Source organism: Kitasatospora sp. CMC57 (genome assembly GCF_045866025.2).
Taxonomy (GTDB): Bacteria; Actinomycetota; Actinomycetes; order Streptomycetales; family Streptomycetaceae; genus Kitasatospora.
In genome coordinates this window covers 2566312-2582998 of record NZ_AP035881.2, presented here as the reverse complement: position 1 = coordinate 2582998, position 16687 = coordinate 2566312, and the positions used below count along the sequence as shown (strand labels likewise).

Here is a 16687-nt window from a genome sequence, read left to right as displayed (position 1 = left end):
GTGCTGCTCCGGTAATGTCCCAACTCCGGCCGGATCGCCGCGAGGCGACACGCGGCGTCCGAATGGCGGACGTCAGGTGTCAGCCCCTGGGACGCGGAGTAGGGTCGCCTGCATGTCTCGCAGCCTTCGTCTCGCAGTTGTCCCCGGTGACGGTATCGGCCAGGAAGTGGTGGCCGAGGGCCTCAAGGTGCTCGCCGCCGTCCTCCCCGGCGACGTCAAGGTCGAGACCACCGAGTACGACCTCGGCGCCCGGCTCTACCACCGCACCGGTGAGACCCTGCCGGACGCCGTGCTGGAGGAGCTGAAGACCCAGGACGCGATCCTGCTCGGCGCCATCGGCGATCCGAGCGTGCCGTCCGGAGTGCTGGAGCGCGGGCTGCTGCTCAAGCTGCGGTTCGCCTTCGACCACCACATCAACCTCCGCCCCGGCAAGCTGCTCCCCGGAGTGCAGTCCCCGCTCGGCGGCGAACCGAAGATCGACTTCATCGTGGTCCGCGAGGGCACCGAGGGTCCGTACGTCGGCAACGGCGGCACGCTGCGCACCGGCACCGAGCACGAGGTCGCCACCGAGGTCAGCCTGAACACCGCGTTCGGCATCGAGCGGGTGGTCCGGGACGCGTACCGCCGCGCAGCCGCGCGTCCGCGCAAGAAGCTCACCCTGGTGCACAAGAACAACGTGCTGGTGCACGCCGGTCACCTCTGGTCGCGGATCTTCGCCGAGGTCGGCCAGGAGTTCCCCGAGGTCAGCACCGACTACCTGCACGTGGACGCGGCGACCATCTTCTTCGTCACCCAGCCCGAGCGCTTCGACGTGATCGTCACCGACAACCTGTTCGGCGACATCCTCACCGACCTCGCCGCGGCCGTCACCGGCGGCATCGGCCTGGCCGCCTCCGGCAACATCAACCCGACCGGCGCCTTCCCGTCGATGTTCGAGCCCGTGCACGGCTCGGCCCCGGACATCGCCGGCCAGGGCAAGGCCGACCCGACCGCCACCGTGCTGTCGGTCGCCATGCTGCTGGAGCACCTCGGCTTCGCCGAGGAGGCCGCCAGGGTCGAGGCGGCCGTGGCGGCCGACCTGCTGGCCCGTTCCGGCACCCGGTCCACCTCCGAGGTCGGCGACGCGCTCGCCGCCCGAGTATCCGGCTGACGGGCCGGAACACATCGCGACAGCCCCTGCTGGCTGTTCGGCACGGCCCTCTGGATGCGAGTATCGACAGTGGGCCGTGCCTTCGTGCGTTCGAACACCATGGTGGCGGCCCCGACCAACCCCACGGTGAAGGACAGGCAGTCATGAGTACGCCCACCCAGGCGCCCATCACGTTCGACCTCAAGCCCTCCGCGCACCCGCTGTCGGACAGCGAGCGCACGGCCCGGCTGGCCAATCCCGGTTTCGGGCGGGTCTTCACCGACCACATGGTCACCATCCGGTGGACCGAGGGCCGGGGTTGGCACGACGCGCAGCTCACCCCGTACGCCCCGCTGGAGATCGACCCGGCGAACATGACGCTGCACTACGGCCAGGCGATCTTCGAGGGCCTGAAGGCCTACCGCCAGGCCGACGGCTCGATCGCCACCTTCCGCCCGACCGCCAACGCCGAGCGCTTCCAGGCCTCGGCGCGCCGGCTCGCGATGCCGGAGCTGCCGACCGAGGCCTTCGTCGAGGCGGTCGAGCTGCTGGTCCGCCAGGACCAGGCCTGGGTGCCGAACGAGCCGGAGCAGAGCCTCTACCTGCGCCCGTTCATGTTCGCCACCGAGGTGGGCCTGGGCGTCCGCCCGGCCAACGAGTACCTCTTCATGATCATCGCCTCCCCGGCCGGCGCCTACTTCCCCGGCGGCGTGAAGCCGGTCTCGGTCTGGCTCTCCGAGGAGTACGTCCGGGCCGCTCCCGGCGGCACCGGCACCGCCAAGTGCGCCGGCAACTACGCCGCCTCGCTGGTCGCCCAGGCCCAGGCCGCCGAGAAGGGCTGCGACCAGGTCGTCTGGCTCGACGCCGCCGAGCACCGGTGGATCGAGGAGATGGGCGGGATGAACCTGTACTTCGTCTTCGGCGAGGGCAAGGACGCCGAGATCGTGACGCCCGAGCTCTCCGGCGCGCTGCTCCCCGGCATCACCCGCGACTCGCTGCTCTCGCTCGCCGCCGACCGGGGCTACGCCGTCGCCGAGCGGAAGATCTCCACCGACGAGTGGAAGCAGGGCAACGCCGACGGCACCCTGACCGAGGTCTTCGCCTGCGGCACCGCCGCCGTCATCACCCCGGTCGGCTCGGTCAAGTCCGCCCGCGCCGACTGGACCGTCGGCACCGGCGAGCCCGGCCCGGTCACCATGGAGCTCCGCAAGGCCCTCCTCGCCCTCCAGGGCGGCCAGGCCGAGGACACCCACGGCTGGCTCCACAAGATCGTCTGACCTTCGCCCGGGCGTCCCGCGGCCTGTGGGACGCCCGGCCCGGGTAACCTCGACTCACCCCACTCGTTGAGCTGTGTGGATCGGAAGGAGCGGCCATGAGCGCGCTGTCGCACGACTACGGCGAGACGTGGCGCAGTCCGGACGGAGACCTCCTGGAAGCCTTCCTGGCCCTGGACACCCCCGAGGGTTTCAAGGCGGAGCTCATCGACGGGGAGATCATCGTGACCCCACCGCCAGACGGCGACCACGAGGCCGCGATCGGCCGGATCGTCCGGCAGGTGTTCCGCCGGTACGACGGAGACATCACGTTCGCCGGGAACAAGGGCATCATCGTCCCCGGGGACCGCTACATTCCTGACGGTACCTTCGCGGAGGAAGGCGCCTTCGACGGTCAGCCTTCGTGGATGGTCCCCGACCGGGTGCTCCTGGTCGTCGAGATCACCTCCAGTCGTCCTGTCAAGGATCGTGAGGCGAAGCGACGGGGTTACGCCGCAGCGGGTATCCCGCTCTACCTGCTGGTGGACCGCGGCGAGAACAAGGTCGTCCTGCTCAGCGAGCCGCGGCACGGCGACTACACCACCACCGTCAGCGTGCCGACGGGCGACCCGCTGCCGCTGCCCGAGCCGTTCGGGTTCGAGCTCTCGACCGACCGGCTGACCTGAGCGTCCCGGATCGCGAGACGGCGCAGCCGCATCGCGGATGGTGTGCCAGACTCCGAGAGTGTCTTCGCTTTCGCTGATTATTAGCAGCAGGCGCGCCGGTCCGCAGTGACCGCTCACGGATAACCACATCCGCGGAGCGACCACCAGCGTCCAGACCCGCGCGCAGACCTCTCGCATCCGCGAGGGGTTTTTTGTTTTTCCCGGACCGGCCACCGGCCCCTCACGAGGGGGCTCGGGGACACCGGGGGCGCGCGGGATGCCGGACAGTGGAGCCGGATCACGTATCCCGGCAACAGCAGCAGTAACTCCCCGAACGGAGAACCCAGGGTCATGACCGAGGCCAGCAGCCGACCCAACGACAGCTTCCACGTCTTCGACACCACGCTGCGCGACGGCGCCCAGCGCGAGGGCATCAACCTCAGCGTCGCCGACAAGCTGACCATCGCCCGGCACCTGGACGAGTTCGGCGTCGGCTTCATCGAGGGGGGTTGGCCGGGGGCCAACCCCCGGGACACCGAGTTCTTCGCCCGGGCCGCCGTCGAGCTGGAGTTCAGGCACGCCCAGCTGGTGGCCTTCGGCGCCACCCGGCGGGCCGGCGGCAAGGCCGCCGAGGACCCGCAGCTGGCCGCGCTGGTCACCTCGGGCGCCCCGGTCATCACCCTGGTGGCCAAATCGCACGACCGCCACGTCGAACTGGCCCTGCGCACCACGCTGGACGAGAACCTGGAGATGGTCAGGGACAGCGTCGAGTACCTGCGTTCGCAGGACCGCAGGGTCTTCATCGACTGCGAGCACTTCTTCGACGGCTACCGGGCCAACCGCGAGTACGCCCTCGCCGTGGTGAGCACGGCCCACCGGGCCGGCGCCGACGTGGTCGTGCTCTGCGACACCAACGGCGGGATGCTCCCGCTCGGGGTGCGCGAGATCGTCGCCGACGTGATCGCCGAGACCGGCGCCCGGATCGGCATCCACGCCCAGGACGACACCGGCTGCGCGGTGGCCAACACGCTGGCCGCCGTGGACGCGGGCGCCACCCACGTGCAGTGCACGGCGAACGGCTACGGCGAGCGGGTCGGCAACGCCAACCTGTTCCCGGTGGTCGGTGCGTTGGAGCTGAAGTACGACCGCCGGGTGCTGCCCGCGGGGAAGCTGCCCGAGATGACCAGGATCTCGCACGCCATCGCCGAGGTGGTCAACCTGGCGCCCTCCACGCATCAGCCGTACGTGGGATTCTCCGCCTTCGCGCACAAGGCCGGGCTGCACGCCTCCGCGATCAAGGTCGACCCGGACCTCTACCAGCACATCGACCCAGAGCTGGTCGGCAACACCATGCGGATGCTGGTCTCCGACATGGCGGGCCGGGCCTCGATCGAGCTCAAGGGCAAGGAGCTCGGCTACGACCTCTCCGCCGACCGCGACCTGGTCGGCCGGGTGGTGGCCAAGGTCAAGGAGCAGGAGAACCTGGGGTTCACCTACGAGGCCGCCGACGCCTCGTTCGAGCTGCTGCTCCGGGACGAGGTGCGGGGGAGCCGGGAGCGGTTCTTCACGCTGGAGTCCTGGCGGACCATCAGCGAGCAGTTGGCGGACGGCACGCCGGGGAACGAGGCGACGGTGAAGCTCTGGGCGCAGGGCGAGCGCCGGATCGCCACCGGCGAGGGCAACGGCCCGGTGCACGCGCTGGACCAGGCGCTGCGGAGCGCGCTCGGCCACATCTACCCGCAGCTGGCCGACCTGGAGCTGGTGGACTACAAGGTCCGGATCATGGAGGGCGCGCACGGCACCAGCTCCAAGACCCGGGTGCTGATCGAGTCCACCGACGGCGTGGCCACCTGGTCCACGGTCGGGGTGGCCGACAACGTGATCGGAGCCTCCTGGCTGGCACTGGAGGACGCGTACACCTACGGCCTGATCCGGGCCGGCCTGGCGCCCGACAGTTGATCAGGTGTCAGAAAGGGCCCGCCGTGCCTACGGCGGGCCCTTTCCGCTGCGCTGGTCTCACCGGAGTCGGGCGAGGAGTGCGTGTTCGACGAGGGTGATGAGGGCGCTTTTGGCGCTGTCTCGGCGGCGGGCGTCGAGGGTGATGACGGGGGTGTCGGGGCCGAGTTGGAGTGCTTCGCGGACTTCGTCGGCGGTGTGGGGTTGGTGGCCGTCGAAGCCGTTGAGGGCGACGACGAAGGGGAGTCCGCTGTTCTCGAAGTAGTCGAGGGCGGGGAAGCAGTCGGCGAGGCGGCGGGTGTCGACGAGGACGACGGCGCCGATGGCGCCGCGGACGAGGTCGTCCCACATGAACCAGAAGCGGTCCTGGCCGGGGGTGCCGAACAGGTAGAGGATCAGGTCCTCGTCGAGGGTGATGCGGCCGAAGTCCATGGCGACCGTGGTGGTCGTCTTCCCCGCGGTGTGCGTGAGGTCGTCGATGCCGGCGCTGGCGCTGGTCATGACGGCTTCGGTGCGCAGCGGGTTGATCTCGGAGACCGCGCCGACCAGGGTGGTCTTGCCGACGCCGAAGCCGCCCGCGACGACGATCTTCGCCGAGGTGGTGGCGCGGGCGGGGGCGGCCGCGTTAGAGCTTGCGAAGTCCACTGAGGACCCTTTCGAGCAGCGTGACGTCGGGCTGGTTGCCGGATTCGCCGCCGGCGGCGGGCTGGTGGATGGCGACGAGGCCGGCCTCGGCGAGGTCGGCCACCAGGATGCGTGCCACCCCGAGGGGGAGGTTGAGCAGGGCCGAGACCTCGGCGACGGACTTCACCTCGGTGCACAGGGTGCAGATCCGCTGGTGCTCGGGGAGCATCGAGGCCAGCCGGTCCGGAGCGACATTGGCCGAAACCAGTGCCTCCAAGGCCAGTTCGTAGCGGGGCCGGGTGCGGCCACCGGTCATCGCGAACGGCCGGATCAGCGGTCCGGAGTCGTGGTCGTCGTCGAACTCCTCGACGTGGCCCGGCTCTTCGGACTGTTCCGGATAGCCCCCGGGACCCTGGTGGTCCTGGTAGCCGTGGCGCTGCGGCTGCTGCTGCCCGGACTGTGGCTGGCCGTAGTACTGCGCGGACTGGTCGTACTGGGGCTGGCTCGGCAGGCCGCCGTACTGCTGGGGCGGGGGCTGCTGCTGCGCGAACTGCGGCTGACCGTAGGCGGGTTGGCCGTACGGCTGACCGGGGCCGACGCCGGGGGCTCCGAAGGCGTCATGGCCGGTGCCTGGGTACGGAACGCCGTACTGGCCGCTGCGGTCGTCGGGCGGGGTCACGGTTCCTCTCCTCACAAGGTGCGGCGGTGCGGTGCAGGCACCGACCCCCGAGGGGCCGCTGCCGGTGGTGCGAAAGCCGTACAACGTCCGAACCCGGGCCCACGGTTGGGGCCCGGGACGGACATGAGGTCTTTCGAATACCAGGACGGTATCCGACGAACCGTCAGTGCAGCAGGCTGCCCTGGAGTTCTGCGCGGAGTGCGGGGGTGAGGACGGCTCCGGCGCGGTCGACGAGGAGGGCCATTTCGTAGCCGACGAGGCCGATGTCGGAGTCGGGGGCGGCGAGGACGGCGAGGGAGGAGCCGTCGCTGACTGCCATGAGGAAGAGGAAGCCGCGTTCCATTTCGACGACGGTCTGGTTGACGTCGCCTCCTTCGAAGATCCGGCTGGCGCCGGAGGTGAGGGAGGTGAGGCCGGAGGCGACGGCGGCGAGTTGGTCGGCCCGGTCGCGCGGGAAGCCTTCGGACATGGCGAGCAGGAGACCGTCGGCGGAGACCACCACTGTGTGGGACACCCCGGGGGTGTTGTCCACGAAATTGGTGATCAGCCAGTTCAGGTTCTGTGCGGCCTGGCTCATCTGACTCAACTCAACGCTCCTGGTGGTTCGAGCCGCCGAAGAGATCGGTGCTGTTCTGCTGCTGGGGGTCGATCCGGAAGCTTCCGGTGTTGGCCTGGTCCGCGCCCGCACTACGGCCCTGCTCGACGCCGCGGCGCAGGTTGGTCAGGCGACCGCGGACCTCCTCGGGGCTGCGCGAGACCTGGGGGCCGTCCTGGACGCTGGGCTTGGCGTTCCCGGCGACGAGGTTCTGCTTGGGCACCCGGCGGGGCAGGCCGGACGGCGTGGTGCCGCCGGCGGCCGGTTCGCGGAGCTGGCCCGCGCGCTGCCAGTCGCCGTCGTTGGGCGACTGCCAGTCACCCCTGGGGGCACCGGTCGGTCCGGTCGGCCCGTAGCCGCCGAGCGCGGACACCTCGTGGCCCCGGTTCTCCGGAGCCTCGGTGGTGTCCTTGGCACCGGCGAACCAGTTGGGCTTCTCGGCCTCGGCCTCGTCCTGCCCGCCGCCGAACACGTTGCCGCTCGGGCGGTCGGCCGCGGCACCGGCCAGCTGCTGGCCGGGTCGCCGCTGCGGCAGGCCCGAACCGAGGGTGCTGGCCGGAGCGGCCGGGGGCAGCGCCGCCGGCTCGGGGGCGTACGGGTGGCCGGAGGGCTCCTCGTAGCGCTCGTACGGCTGGTACTGGTCCTGCTGGTAGCCGTACTGCTGCTGCTGCCCGTACGGCTCCTGGGCGGACGCCTCGGCGTACTGCGGCTCCTCGTACGGCTGGCCGCCGTACGGTGCGCCGGTGTACTGCTGCTCGTCCTGGTAGCCGTAGCCGTCCTCGGCGTACTGCTGCCCGGACTGCTGGGCGCCGAACGGGTCGCGGTAGCCGTCGTCGGTCAACTGCTGGTCGCCGTACTGGTCCTGCTGGTAGCCGTAGCCGTCCTCGGCGAAGCGCTCCGGCGCGTACGGCGAGTCCTCGACCTCGGCGTCGATCACCTCGTCCTGGCCCGGGCCCGCCTCCAGGGCGGTCCGGCGGCGCTGGTCCAGCCGCTGGGAGCGCTGCATGGCCTCCAGGGCGGGGCTGAAGCCGCTGCTGCCGCCGCGGCCCGTCAGGTGGTCGTCGAAGCCCAGCTCGGCCGCGCTGCGGCCCTGCTCGACCCCGGCCCAGTCGCTCTGTGGCTCCTGCTCGGCGAAGATCCGGGAGACGGTGAACTGCTCCTCCGGCTCCGGCAGGGCGGCCAGCTCGGTCAGGTGCTGCGGGAGCATCACCAGCGAGGTGGTGCCGGCCGACTCGCCCGACGGGCGGAGCTGGACCCGGACGTCGTGCCGTTGGGACAGCCGGCCGACCACGAAAAGGCCCATCCGGCGGGAGATGGTGGCGTCCACCGTGGGCGGCTCGGCCAGCTTCTCGTTGATCTCGGCGAAGTCCTCGGCGGTGAGGCCGATGCCCTTGTCGTGGATCTCGACCAGCACCCGGCCGTCGGGCAGGCGGGTGGCGTTGACCAGCACCCGGGTCTGCGGGCTGGAGAACGAGGTGGCGTTCTCCAGCAGCTCGGCGAGCAGGTGGACGAGGTCGGTCACGGCAGCGCCGATCACCTCGGCCTCGGGGATGCCGGCCAGCTCGATGCGCTCGTACTGCTCGACCTCGGAGGCGGCGGCGCGGAGCACGTCGACCAGCGGGACCGGGGTGTTCCAGCGGCGGCCCGCCTCCTCGCCCGCGAGGACGAGCAGGTTCTCACCGTTGCGGCGCATACGGGTCGCCAGGTGGTCCAGCTTGAAGAGGTTCTCCAGCTGGTCCGGGTCGGCCTCGTTGTTCTCGAGGTCGGTGATCAGCGCCAGCTGGCGCTGGATCAGGCCCTGGCTGCGGCGGGACAGGTTGGTGAAGATCGCGTTGACGTTACCCCGGAGCAGGGCCTGCTCGGCGGCCAGCGAGACCGCCTGCCGGTGGACCTGGTCGAAGGCGCGGGCGACCTCGCCGATCTCGTCCTTGCCGTGCAGCGGGATCGGCGACACCGAGGTGTCCACCCGGTCGGGGTCGGTCTTGGAGAGCTTCTCGACCAGGTCGGGCAGACGGTGGTTGGCGATCTCCAGCGCGGCGCTGTTCAGGGTGCGCATGCCGAGGATCATCGAGCGGGCGATCAGGCCGGTCAGCAGACCGGCCAGGGCCAGCGAGACCACCACGATGACCGAGTTGACGATCATGTCGGTCTGCGCGCGGTTCTTGATGTTCGCGGCGTCCCGGACGACCTCCTCGAGCAGCGTGGTCTCGGCGCTGCGGAGCGCGTTGATGTGGCTCGCCGTGGCCTGGTTCCACGCCTCGGGCGTGAGCCCGGCGTCACGGACCGCCTGGAACGCCTTGGCCTCTTCGGCCGGGTTGTTCCGCGCGGTGCCGACGAACGACAGGCCGAGCGAGATCAGGCCCTGCATGGTCGGCGCGTTGTCGGTGCCCGGCACCTTCAGCGCGGCGCGCTGGTCGGTGACGGCCTGGGTGGCCAGGGCCCGTGCGTAGACCTGGACGTCCTCGGCGGGGGAGCCGGTGTTGAACTCGTTGACCGAGACCTGCTCCAGCTTGCTGGCCACGGCCAGCTGCTGGACCAGTTCGAGCTCCTCCTGCGGGGTGGTCCGCTTCTGGCTGATGCCCACCAGCAGGTTGAACATCAGCACGCGCTGGGTCGAGGCGGAGGCCTTGGCCAGCGACATGGCGTAGATCGCCCGGCCCTTGCTGGTGACGCTGGAGCTGCCGAAGCCGACCGAGTTGTCGAAGGCCATCAGCGGCGCGAGCAGCATGGAGTACGCGGACTGGGTCGCGGTCGCGTACAGCTCGCGCTTGTAGGCGTTCTCGCGCAGGTGCGGCAGGTGCACCACCAGCTGCTGGAAGGCGGCGTTGCGGCGCGAGAGCATGTCGTCGTCGGAGACCTGGTCGAAGGCGGCGCGGTACTCGGCGAGAGCCTGGTCGGTCTTGTCCCGGTACTTCTTCACCTCGCCCTTGTCGTCCTGCCCGACCAGCAGAGGTATCGAGGTGAGGTCACGCTCGCTCTCCAGCGCGTGGGCCAGCTCGGTGGCGGCCTTGGCGAGCTGGGCGGTCTTCTCGGCGTGGGTGGCCTTGACGAAGTCGTCGAACGAGCTGTTGACGCGGAGGCCACCGAAGACCAGCGAGATCACCACCGGGATCAGCAGGATCGCGATCAGACGGGTGGGCACCCGCCAGTTCCGGGGTGCCAGGAACTCGTACCGGCTCGGGGCCGGCGGGGCGCTCGCGGAACTCTTCGCGCCGTCCGGTCCGTTGACTCCCGGGGCGGGCCGCTCCTCCGCACTCGGCGTGAACGCCGAGAACCCGGAGGCCCGGCCGTTGCCGCCTGGCTCGTTCTCGCGGGGCTCGGAGCGCCGCTGTGGGGTGACTGGCTGCTTACGCCTCACTCGACAACAACCTCTCTCATCCCCGCTGGCCGCAGCCCGCTGCTGGGTGGAACTGCCAGGGTGGCTACGGGGGTAGCTGGCATTTCAGCACGTGCGCGGATGGGGGACAAACAGGCATCTGCGCACGTTTCGCTGCGTACAAATCAGACATTCCCTATCAAGAGAGGACCGAATGCTGCTTTGCGCGGTCCAGACCTTACAGGGAGTTACTTTCGATCTTTAAATGCCTACCGAACCGTTATCACTCTCACACGCCGCCCGCCCGCGCCCGCGAGGGCTAGCGGAGTCGGGCGAGGAGTGCGTGTTCGACGAGGGTGATGAGGGCGCTTTTGGCGCTGTCTCGGCGGCGGGCGTCGAGGGTGATGACGGGGGTGTCGGGGCCGAGTTGGAGTGCTTCGCGGACTTCGTCGGCGGTGTGGGGTTGGTGGCCGTCGAAGCCGTTGAGGGCGACGACGAAGGGGAGTCCGCTGTTCTCGAAGTAGTCGAGGGCGGGGAAGCAGTCGGCGAGGCGGCGGGTGTCGACGAGGACGACGGCGCCGATGGCGCCGCGGACGAGGTCGTCCCACATGAACCAGAAGCGGTCCTGGCCGGGGGTGCCGAACAGGTAGAGGATCAGGTCCTCGTCGAGGGTGATGCGGCCGAAGTCCATCGCCACGGTGGTGGTGGTCTTGCCGGAGACGTGGCTGAGGTCGTCGATGCCGGCGCTGGCGCTGGTCATGACGGCTTCGGTGCGCAGCGGGTTGATCTCGGAGACCGCGCCGACCAGGGTGGTCTTGCCGACGCCGAAGCCGCCCGCGACGACGATCTTCGCCGAGGTGGTGGCGCGGGCGGGGGCGGCCGCGTTAGAGCTTGCGAAGTCCACTGAGGACCCTTTCGAGCAGCGTCACGTCGGGCGTTCCGCCCGACTCGCCCGCCGCGGCGGGCTGGTGGATGGCGACAAGACCGGCTTCCGCCAGGTCGGCGACGAGGATCCGGGCGACCCCGAGCGGCACACCGGCCAGCGCGGAGATCTCCGCGACGGACTTCACCTCGCGGCAGAGACTCACGATCCGGGCGTGCTCCGGCAGCAGGCCGCCGGTGCGCTCGGCCGAGGCGGTGGTGGAGATCAGCGCCTCGATCGCGAGCTGGTACCGCGGCCGGGTCCGGCCACCGGTCATCGCGTACGGGCGGACCAACGGCTGCTGCTCGTAGGACTCCTGGCCGCCGTAGCCACTGCCGGACTGCCGAGCGCCGTAACCGCCGCCGCCGTACCCGTTGTTGCCGTAGGAGCCGGCGGGTGTCGGGGTCATGAGTCCTCCTTGTGCTGCCGCCGTTCGCAGCAGGTTCCGGCTGGGTGAAGGCCAGCCGAGGCGGGATGGCCAACCGCCTCACGGCGGTGGACGGTAGGGGCGCCGGACCGGGTCGGTCGGTCCGGCGCGTCGGGGTTGACGAACCGTCAGTGCAGCAGGCTGCCCTGGAGTTCTGCGCGGAGTGCGGGGGTGAGGACGGCTCCGGCGCGGTCGACGAGGAGGGCCATTTCGTAGCCGACGAGGCCGATGTCGGAGTCGGGGGCGGCGAGGACGGCGAGGGAGGAGCCGTCGCTGACTGCCATGAGGAAGAGGAAGCCGCGTTCCATTTCGACGACGGTCTGGTTGACGTCGCCTCCTTCGAAGATCCGGCTGGCGCCGGAGGTGAGGGAGGTGAGGCCGGAGGCGACGGCGGCGAGTTGGTCGGCCCGGTCGCGGGGGAAGCCTTCGGACATGGCGAGCAGGAGACCGTCGGCGGAGACCACCACTGTGTGGGACACCCCGGGGGTGTTGTCCACGAAATTGGTGATCAGCCAGTTCAGGTTCTGTGCGGCCTGGCTCATCTGACTCAACTCAACGCTCCTGGTGATCTGGGCCGAACTCCCCGGAACCCGGGTTGCCCTGCGCACCGTCCTGCCGGCCGCCGCCGTTGCGGTGGCCTCCCCCGAAGCCGTCGAAGCCCTGCGGCCCGCGGCTCTGCTGCTGCCCCTGACCCGTACGGCCCTGGTCCGGCTGCTGCCCCTGGGCCTGCTCCGCGCCTGCCTGCCGGCCCTGCTGGATGCCGCGGCGCAGGTTGGTGAGCCGGCCGCGCACCTCCTCGGGGGCGCGGGAGACCTGCGGACCGGTCAGCGGTGCCGCCTCGGCGGTACCGGAGACCAGGTTGGCCTGCGGGGTGCGCCGGGGCAGGCCCGACATGGTCAGCCCGTCGGAGGACGGCTCCCTGACCTGCTCGGCCCGGCGCCAGCGCTCGTCGTTGGCGGACGGGCGCCACGGCGCGTCGCCGAAGCCGGGGGCGCGCTGGGCCTGCCCCTGCTGCTGGCCCTGTGCCGGACCGGCCTGCTGCTGCGGGCGCGGGGCGGACGGCTCGAAGCCGGGCGCCGAGGTACCGGGTCGCCGCGGCTGGTACGTCCGGGACCCGTCCTCCGGGCCACCGGGAAGGCCGGGGCCCTGCTGCGGTGCGGGCCGGCCCTCTGCCCTGGCACGGCCGGGAAGCGGCTGGCCGCCGCCCTGCGGGCGCTGACCCTGGCCGCCCGGCGCCTGCGGGCGCTGACCGGGACCCTGGCCGGGGCCGGGGCCCTGAGCCTGTCGGGGCCGGCCCGCCTGCGCGTCCTGCGGACGCGTCCACTGCTGGGTGTCCTCCACCCCGGGCCCGGTCGGCAGCGCCATCGGCTGCTGCTGGACCGGCTGGGGCAGGGGCTGCGGAGCGTGCTGCTGCGGTGCCGGGGTCGGCACGGTGGGCAGCACCGGCTCGACCAGGCCGAGTCCGAGCGGGTCGCGCGGGTCGATCTCGCTGGCCTCGAACCGGGGCCGGGCGAACTGCACGGTGCCGTCCGGTGCGCCGGCCTCCAGCGGGGCCGGAACCTGCTGCTGCGGTGCCTGGGCCTGCTGCTGGACCGGAGCCTGCTCGAAGGGCTGACGCTGGGCCGGCTCCTGCGGGCGGCGCCGGGCTGCGTCGGGCGAGGCGGACCGGCCGTGCTGCGGCTGGTCGGCCCAGGCGGTGTCGGCGGCGTTCCCGGTGGGCTCGCCGACCGGACCGCGACGCTGCTGGCCGGGACGGCCCTGGCCGAGACCCTGGTCCTGCGGGCCACGGCGCTGCGGACCGGCACCGGGGCCGGCCTGGCCCGACAGGCCGGGCGCACCGGAAGCGCCGGGGACGCGACGCGGCGGAAGTCCGTCGTTCTGCTGCTCGCGCGGCGGCTGGCCGCCCTCGCGGCCGGGCAGCGCACCCGCGGGGGCGCCGAACAGACCACCGGCACCGGGGGCGCCGCCGGGACCACCGGGGCGGCCACCCTGGCCGAGCTGCGGGCGCCCGCCCGGCGCGGCGCCGGGACCGCCCTGGCCGAGCGCGGCCGCGCCACGGCCGGCCAGCGCCTCGGCGACGTTCGGACGGCCCTGCTGACGCGGCGTCGGACCGACACCCCGCTGCTGCTTGCCCTGGGCCGAACCGGGGCGGCCGGGGCCGCGCCGGTCACCCGAAGTGGTGACGTCGAGCGGGAGCATGACCAGCGCGGTGGTGCCGCCGGAGTCACTGGGACGGAGCTGGATCCGGATGCCGTGCCGCAGCGACAGGCGGCCGACCACGAACAGACCCATCCGGCGGGAGACCGAGACGTCCACCACGGGCGGGTTGGCCAGGCGCTCGTTGATGTCGGCCAGGTCGTCGGGGGAGAGGCCGATGCCGGTGTCGTGGATCTCGACCAGCACCCGGCCGTCGGGCAGCGCGTGACCGGTGACCCGGACCCGGGTCTGCGGGCTGGAGAACGAGGTGGCGTTCTCCAGCAGCTCGGCGAGCAGGTGGACGAGGTCGTTGACGACGCGTCCGGCGACCTCGGCCGACGGCACCGAGGCGAGTTCGATGCGCTCGTACTGCTCCACCTCGGAGGCGGCGGCGCGGAGCACGTCGACCAGCGGGACGGGGCGGGTCCAGCGGCGGCCCGGGTCCTCGCCCGCGAGGACGAGAAGGTTCTCGCCGTTGCGGCGCATGCGGGTCGCGAGGTGGTCGAGCTTGAACAGGTTGGCCAGCTGGTCCGGGTCGGCCTCGCGGCTCTCCAGCTCGGAGATCAGCGACAGCTGGCGCTGGATCAGGCCCTGGCTGCGGCGCGAGAGGTTGGTGAACATCGCGTTGATGTTGCCTCGGAGCAGCGCCTGCTCGGCGGCCAGTCGGACCGCCTCGCGGTGCACCATGTCGAACGCGTGCGCCACGTGCCCGATCTCGTCCGCCGAGTCGACACCGACCGGTTCGACGGTGACGTCGACGTCGTGCGGGTCGCTCTCGGAGAGGGTCTTGACCAGCTCGGGCAGCCGCCGCTCGGCGACGTCCTCGGCCGCGACCTGCAGTCGGGTCAGCGAGCGCACCATGCTGCGGGCCACCAGGGCGGCACCGGCGATGGCGACGATCAGCACCAGCGCGATCAGCGCGCCGTTGACCAGGGCCTCGGTGTCGGCCTCGTCCTGGAGCTCGCCGGCCTTGCCGTCCAGCGCCTCGAGCAGCTTGGTCTCGCTCTTCTGCTGGGCGTTGATCTTCACGCTGGCCTGGTCGTACCAGAGCTTGTACGAGAGCGGCTCGGTCTGCTTGATGCCGTTCGCGCTCAGCACCCGCTTGGTGTAGCGGTCCGAGTCGGCGATCTGCTGGTTGCGGGCCATGCCGGCGTTGAGTTCCTGGGCCTCGCTGTCACCGTAGATCGCGGTGAAGTTGGTGAGCGCGTTGCCCTCGGAGATCTGCAGCCGGATGCCGAAGGTCTCGTCGGAGGAGTTGAGGTGCGGTTCCTTCGGGTTGGCCAGTGCCGCGCTGATCAGGGCGCGCTGCATGGAGGTGTTCTCCTTGGCCAGCGAGAACTGCTGCAGCGCGCGGGTGATCTTGACCAGCTCGGTCGAGTTCGACGCGATCGCGATGTCCTGCGTGATGGACAGCAGGTTCTTGATGATCACGTCGTAGTTGGTGATCGTGGCCTGGATGTTGTCCGGGTCCCGGTAGGCGTTGCTGCGGGCCTCGGAGAGCTGGTTCAGGTCACGGCGGACCTGGAGCAGCAGCGCCTTGCCACCGGCCAGGTCGAGCTCGTCGAAATTGTCCGAACTGGCCGCGAACGCCTTGCTGAGCGCGTCGGAGGTCTTTCGGGCGGTGACGATGTCGTCGTCCTTGGCCCGCTCGACGCCACCGTTGGTGAGCGGACCGGCGCTGATGTCGCGCTCGGTCTGCAGGGCGTTGGCCAGGGCGGTGGCCTTCTTGGCCAGGTCGGCGAGGTTGGCCATCTGCGAGAGCTGCTTGGAGTTCTGCAGCGAGGACTCGACCCGGAGGCCGCCCAGGACCAGCGCGACCACCACGGGGAGCAGCAGCAGGGCGATCAGGCGGGTACGGATCCGCCAGTTGCGCATGGCGAACCGGCGCATACCGGTGGCACGGCGCCTGGTCAGCGAGCTGCGCAGCCGGGAACGGCCGCCCTCGGACTGCTCCGCGCCGTCCTGGCCGTCCTGCGCCTCGGGCTCGCCGCCACCGACTATCTGGTCACCGGGGCCGGTGAGCGGCGCTGCCTGGTGGGGGCCTGCCACGGGCTCACGCGACTCCGGGTCTCCCGCGGCGCCGCTGCCCCTCTTGAAACGTCCCTGCACTGGCGTCGCAACCTCTGGACCGGGCGCCCCTCCCCGCTTGCGCGGATGGGGCGGTGTCGAGTTTTTCCGTCGCATTCCAGCACAGCGGGAGAAGTCCAACAAGGGGCGTTACCTGTCGGTGTCCTGGGCTACCCAGTGCGCGCACCGTCTCACGGACTGTGCGGTAACGGGCCAGGAATCCCACCCTTTTCGGACACTCGCCGGATACATGCCAACGCGTCCCCGGTGCACCACGAGTCGCGGACGTTCCTGAATGTCCGAGATATCGGAATTGTCGCAATGAGCGGTCCGCGCAAAATGCCCGAGATGACGATATTGTCCGGCAATTTGTGAGCAAAATCACAGCTCGAATATGTAGCCGTGATCACGATGCCTGTGGAAAGAGCTCCGGCTGCCGTACTCCGGGACCGTCTAGTCTTGAGCGCTGTGCCCAGGCGTCAGCCTGCCCAGAATCACCGTCGCCGACTCCTGTGAGCGGCCCCGAACCCGAAGGTGTGACGCAATGTCCCAGCCGGCGAACCAGGCCACCACGTCCACGCCCCCGAGCGGCTCCACCGCCAACCCGCGCCGGACGTCGCTGGCCTCGATCGAGGACTTCGGCCAGCTTCCCGGCGTACGGGCCGCGCAGACCTCGCGGGAGTACGCGACCACCCTGCCGATGGTCACCGCCAACCCGCGCCGCACCGTCCTGTCGGTCGCCCCGGCGCCGCGCCTGCCGCGGGACTGACCGACTTCGCACACCCTCGGAGGGGCGCCACCCGCTGGACTCAGCGGGTCGGCGCCCCTCTCGCGATAGCCTGGGGGCCGTTCGAGCAG

Annotated in this window: 13 protein-coding genes; 5 read left to right on the top strand and 8 right to left on the bottom strand. The window is 71.0% G+C overall.

The window, feature by feature from the left end; translation table 11 throughout:
• The first annotated feature begins 112 nt into the window (after nt 1-112).
• From ACKUU6_RS11395 to cimA, 4 genes are all read left to right on the top strand, one after another.
• Nucleotides 113-1150: a 3-isopropylmalate dehydrogenase gene (locus ACKUU6_RS11395; protein WP_407988378.1), complete on the top strand. Its 1038-nt coding sequence runs from the start codon at nt 113-115 to the stop codon at nt 1148-1150.
• A 143-nt stretch (nt 1151-1293) separates the two neighbouring features.
• Nucleotides 1294-2406, top strand: a complete 1113-nt coding sequence (locus ACKUU6_RS11390; protein WP_407988377.1) for a branched-chain amino acid aminotransferase — start codon at nt 1294-1296, stop codon at nt 2404-2406.
• Nucleotides 2407-2501: 95 nt separating this feature from the next.
• On the top strand, nt 2502-3068 hold the full coding sequence (locus ACKUU6_RS11385; RefSeq protein ID WP_407988376.1) for a Uma2 family endonuclease: 567 nt from the start codon (nt 2502-2504) through the stop codon (nt 3066-3068).
• 330 nt (nt 3069-3398) lie between these two features.
• On the top strand, nt 3399-5006 hold the full coding sequence (gene cimA, locus ACKUU6_RS11380) for a citramalate synthase (protein ID WP_407988375.1): 1608 nt from the start codon (nt 3399-3401) through the stop codon (nt 5004-5006).
• Between the two features lie 57 nt (nt 5007-5063).
• On the opposite strand, the gene ACKUU6_RS11375 is transcribed toward cimA, so the two are convergent.
• The 8 genes from ACKUU6_RS11375 to ACKUU6_RS11340 all read right to left on the bottom strand — a co-directional run bounded on the left by ACKUU6_RS11375 (nt 5064) and on the right by ACKUU6_RS11340 (nt 15811).
• The gene (locus ACKUU6_RS11375) at nt 5064-5648 is read right to left on the bottom strand and encodes a GTP-binding protein (protein WP_405019299.1); all 585 of its coding nucleotides are present in this window, start codon (nt 5646-5648) and stop codon (nt 5064-5066) included.
• Complete coding sequence (locus ACKUU6_RS11370) at nt 5629-6306, bottom strand: DUF742 domain-containing protein (RefSeq protein ID WP_407988374.1); 678 nt, start codon at nt 6304-6306, stop codon at nt 5629-5631. Before ACKUU6_RS11370 ends, ACKUU6_RS11375 begins: the two co-directional genes overlap by 20 nt.
• A 163-nt stretch (nt 6307-6469) precedes the next feature.
• Nucleotides 6470-6883, bottom strand: coding sequence for a roadblock/LC7 domain-containing protein (locus ACKUU6_RS11365; RefSeq protein ID WP_057232378.1), 414 nt, complete (start codon nt 6881-6883; stop codon nt 6470-6472).
• 10 nt (nt 6884-6893) lie between these two features.
• Complete coding sequence (locus ACKUU6_RS11360; RefSeq protein ID WP_407988373.1) at nt 6894-10259, bottom strand: nitrate- and nitrite sensing domain-containing protein; 3366 nt, start codon at nt 10257-10259, stop codon at nt 6894-6896.
• A 277-nt stretch (nt 10260-10536) separates the two neighbouring features.
• Nucleotides 10537-11121 carry a GTP-binding protein gene (locus ACKUU6_RS11355; RefSeq protein ID WP_405019302.1) on the bottom strand — a complete coding sequence of 195 codons (585 nt, stop codon included), beginning with the start codon at nt 11119-11121 and terminating at the stop codon, nt 10537-10539.
• A complete protein-coding gene (locus ACKUU6_RS11350) occupies nt 11102-11548 on the bottom strand; it encodes a DUF742 domain-containing protein (RefSeq protein WP_407988372.1) in 447 nt (148 codons plus the stop codon). The genes ACKUU6_RS11355 and ACKUU6_RS11350 overlap by 20 nt, the downstream gene beginning before the upstream one ends.
• Before the next feature lie 146 nt (nt 11549-11694).
• A complete protein-coding gene (locus tag ACKUU6_RS11345; protein WP_057232378.1) occupies nt 11695-12108 on the bottom strand; it encodes a roadblock/LC7 domain-containing protein in 414 nt (137 codons plus the stop codon).
• Nucleotides 12109-12118: 10 nt separating this feature from the next.
• Complete coding sequence (locus ACKUU6_RS11340; RefSeq protein ID WP_407988371.1) at nt 12119-15811, bottom strand: nitrate- and nitrite sensing domain-containing protein; 3693 nt, start codon at nt 15809-15811, stop codon at nt 12119-12121.
• A 562-nt stretch (nt 15812-16373) separates the two neighbouring features.
• Here ACKUU6_RS11340 and ACKUU6_RS11335 point away from each other — a divergent pair.
• Complete coding sequence (locus ACKUU6_RS11335; RefSeq protein WP_407988370.1) at nt 16374-16598, top strand: hypothetical protein; 225 nt, start codon at nt 16374-16376, stop codon at nt 16596-16598.
• The last annotated feature ends 89 nt before the right edge of the window (nt 16599-16687 follow it).

Excerpts from the sequence above, each read along its gene's own strand:
- ACKUU6_RS11350 (WP_407988372.1), bottom strand. The coding sequence starts at position 11,548 with ATGACCCCGACACCCGCCGGCTCCTACGGCAACAACGGGTACGGCGGC.
- ACKUU6_RS11335 (WP_407988370.1), top strand. The coding sequence starts at position 16,374 with ATGTCCCAGCCGGCGAACCAGGCCACCACGTCCACGCCCCCGAGCGGC.
- ACKUU6_RS11345 (WP_057232378.1), bottom strand. The coding sequence starts at position 12,108 with ATGAGCCAGGCCGCACAGAACCTGAACTGGCTGATCACCAATTTCGTG.
- cimA (WP_407988375.1), top strand. The coding sequence starts at position 3,399 with ATGACCGAGGCCAGCAGCCGACCCAACGACAGCTTCCACGTCTTCGAC.
- ACKUU6_RS11395 (WP_407988378.1), top strand. The coding sequence starts at position 113 with ATGTCTCGCAGCCTTCGTCTCGCAGTTGTCCCCGGTGACGGTATCGGC.
- ACKUU6_RS11390 (WP_407988377.1), top strand. The coding sequence starts at position 1,294 with ATGAGTACGCCCACCCAGGCGCCCATCACGTTCGACCTCAAGCCCTCC.
- ACKUU6_RS11365 (WP_057232378.1), bottom strand. The coding sequence starts at position 6,883 with ATGAGCCAGGCCGCACAGAACCTGAACTGGCTGATCACCAATTTCGTG.
- ACKUU6_RS11385 (WP_407988376.1), top strand. The coding sequence starts at position 2,502 with ATGAGCGCGCTGTCGCACGACTACGGCGAGACGTGGCGCAGTCCGGAC.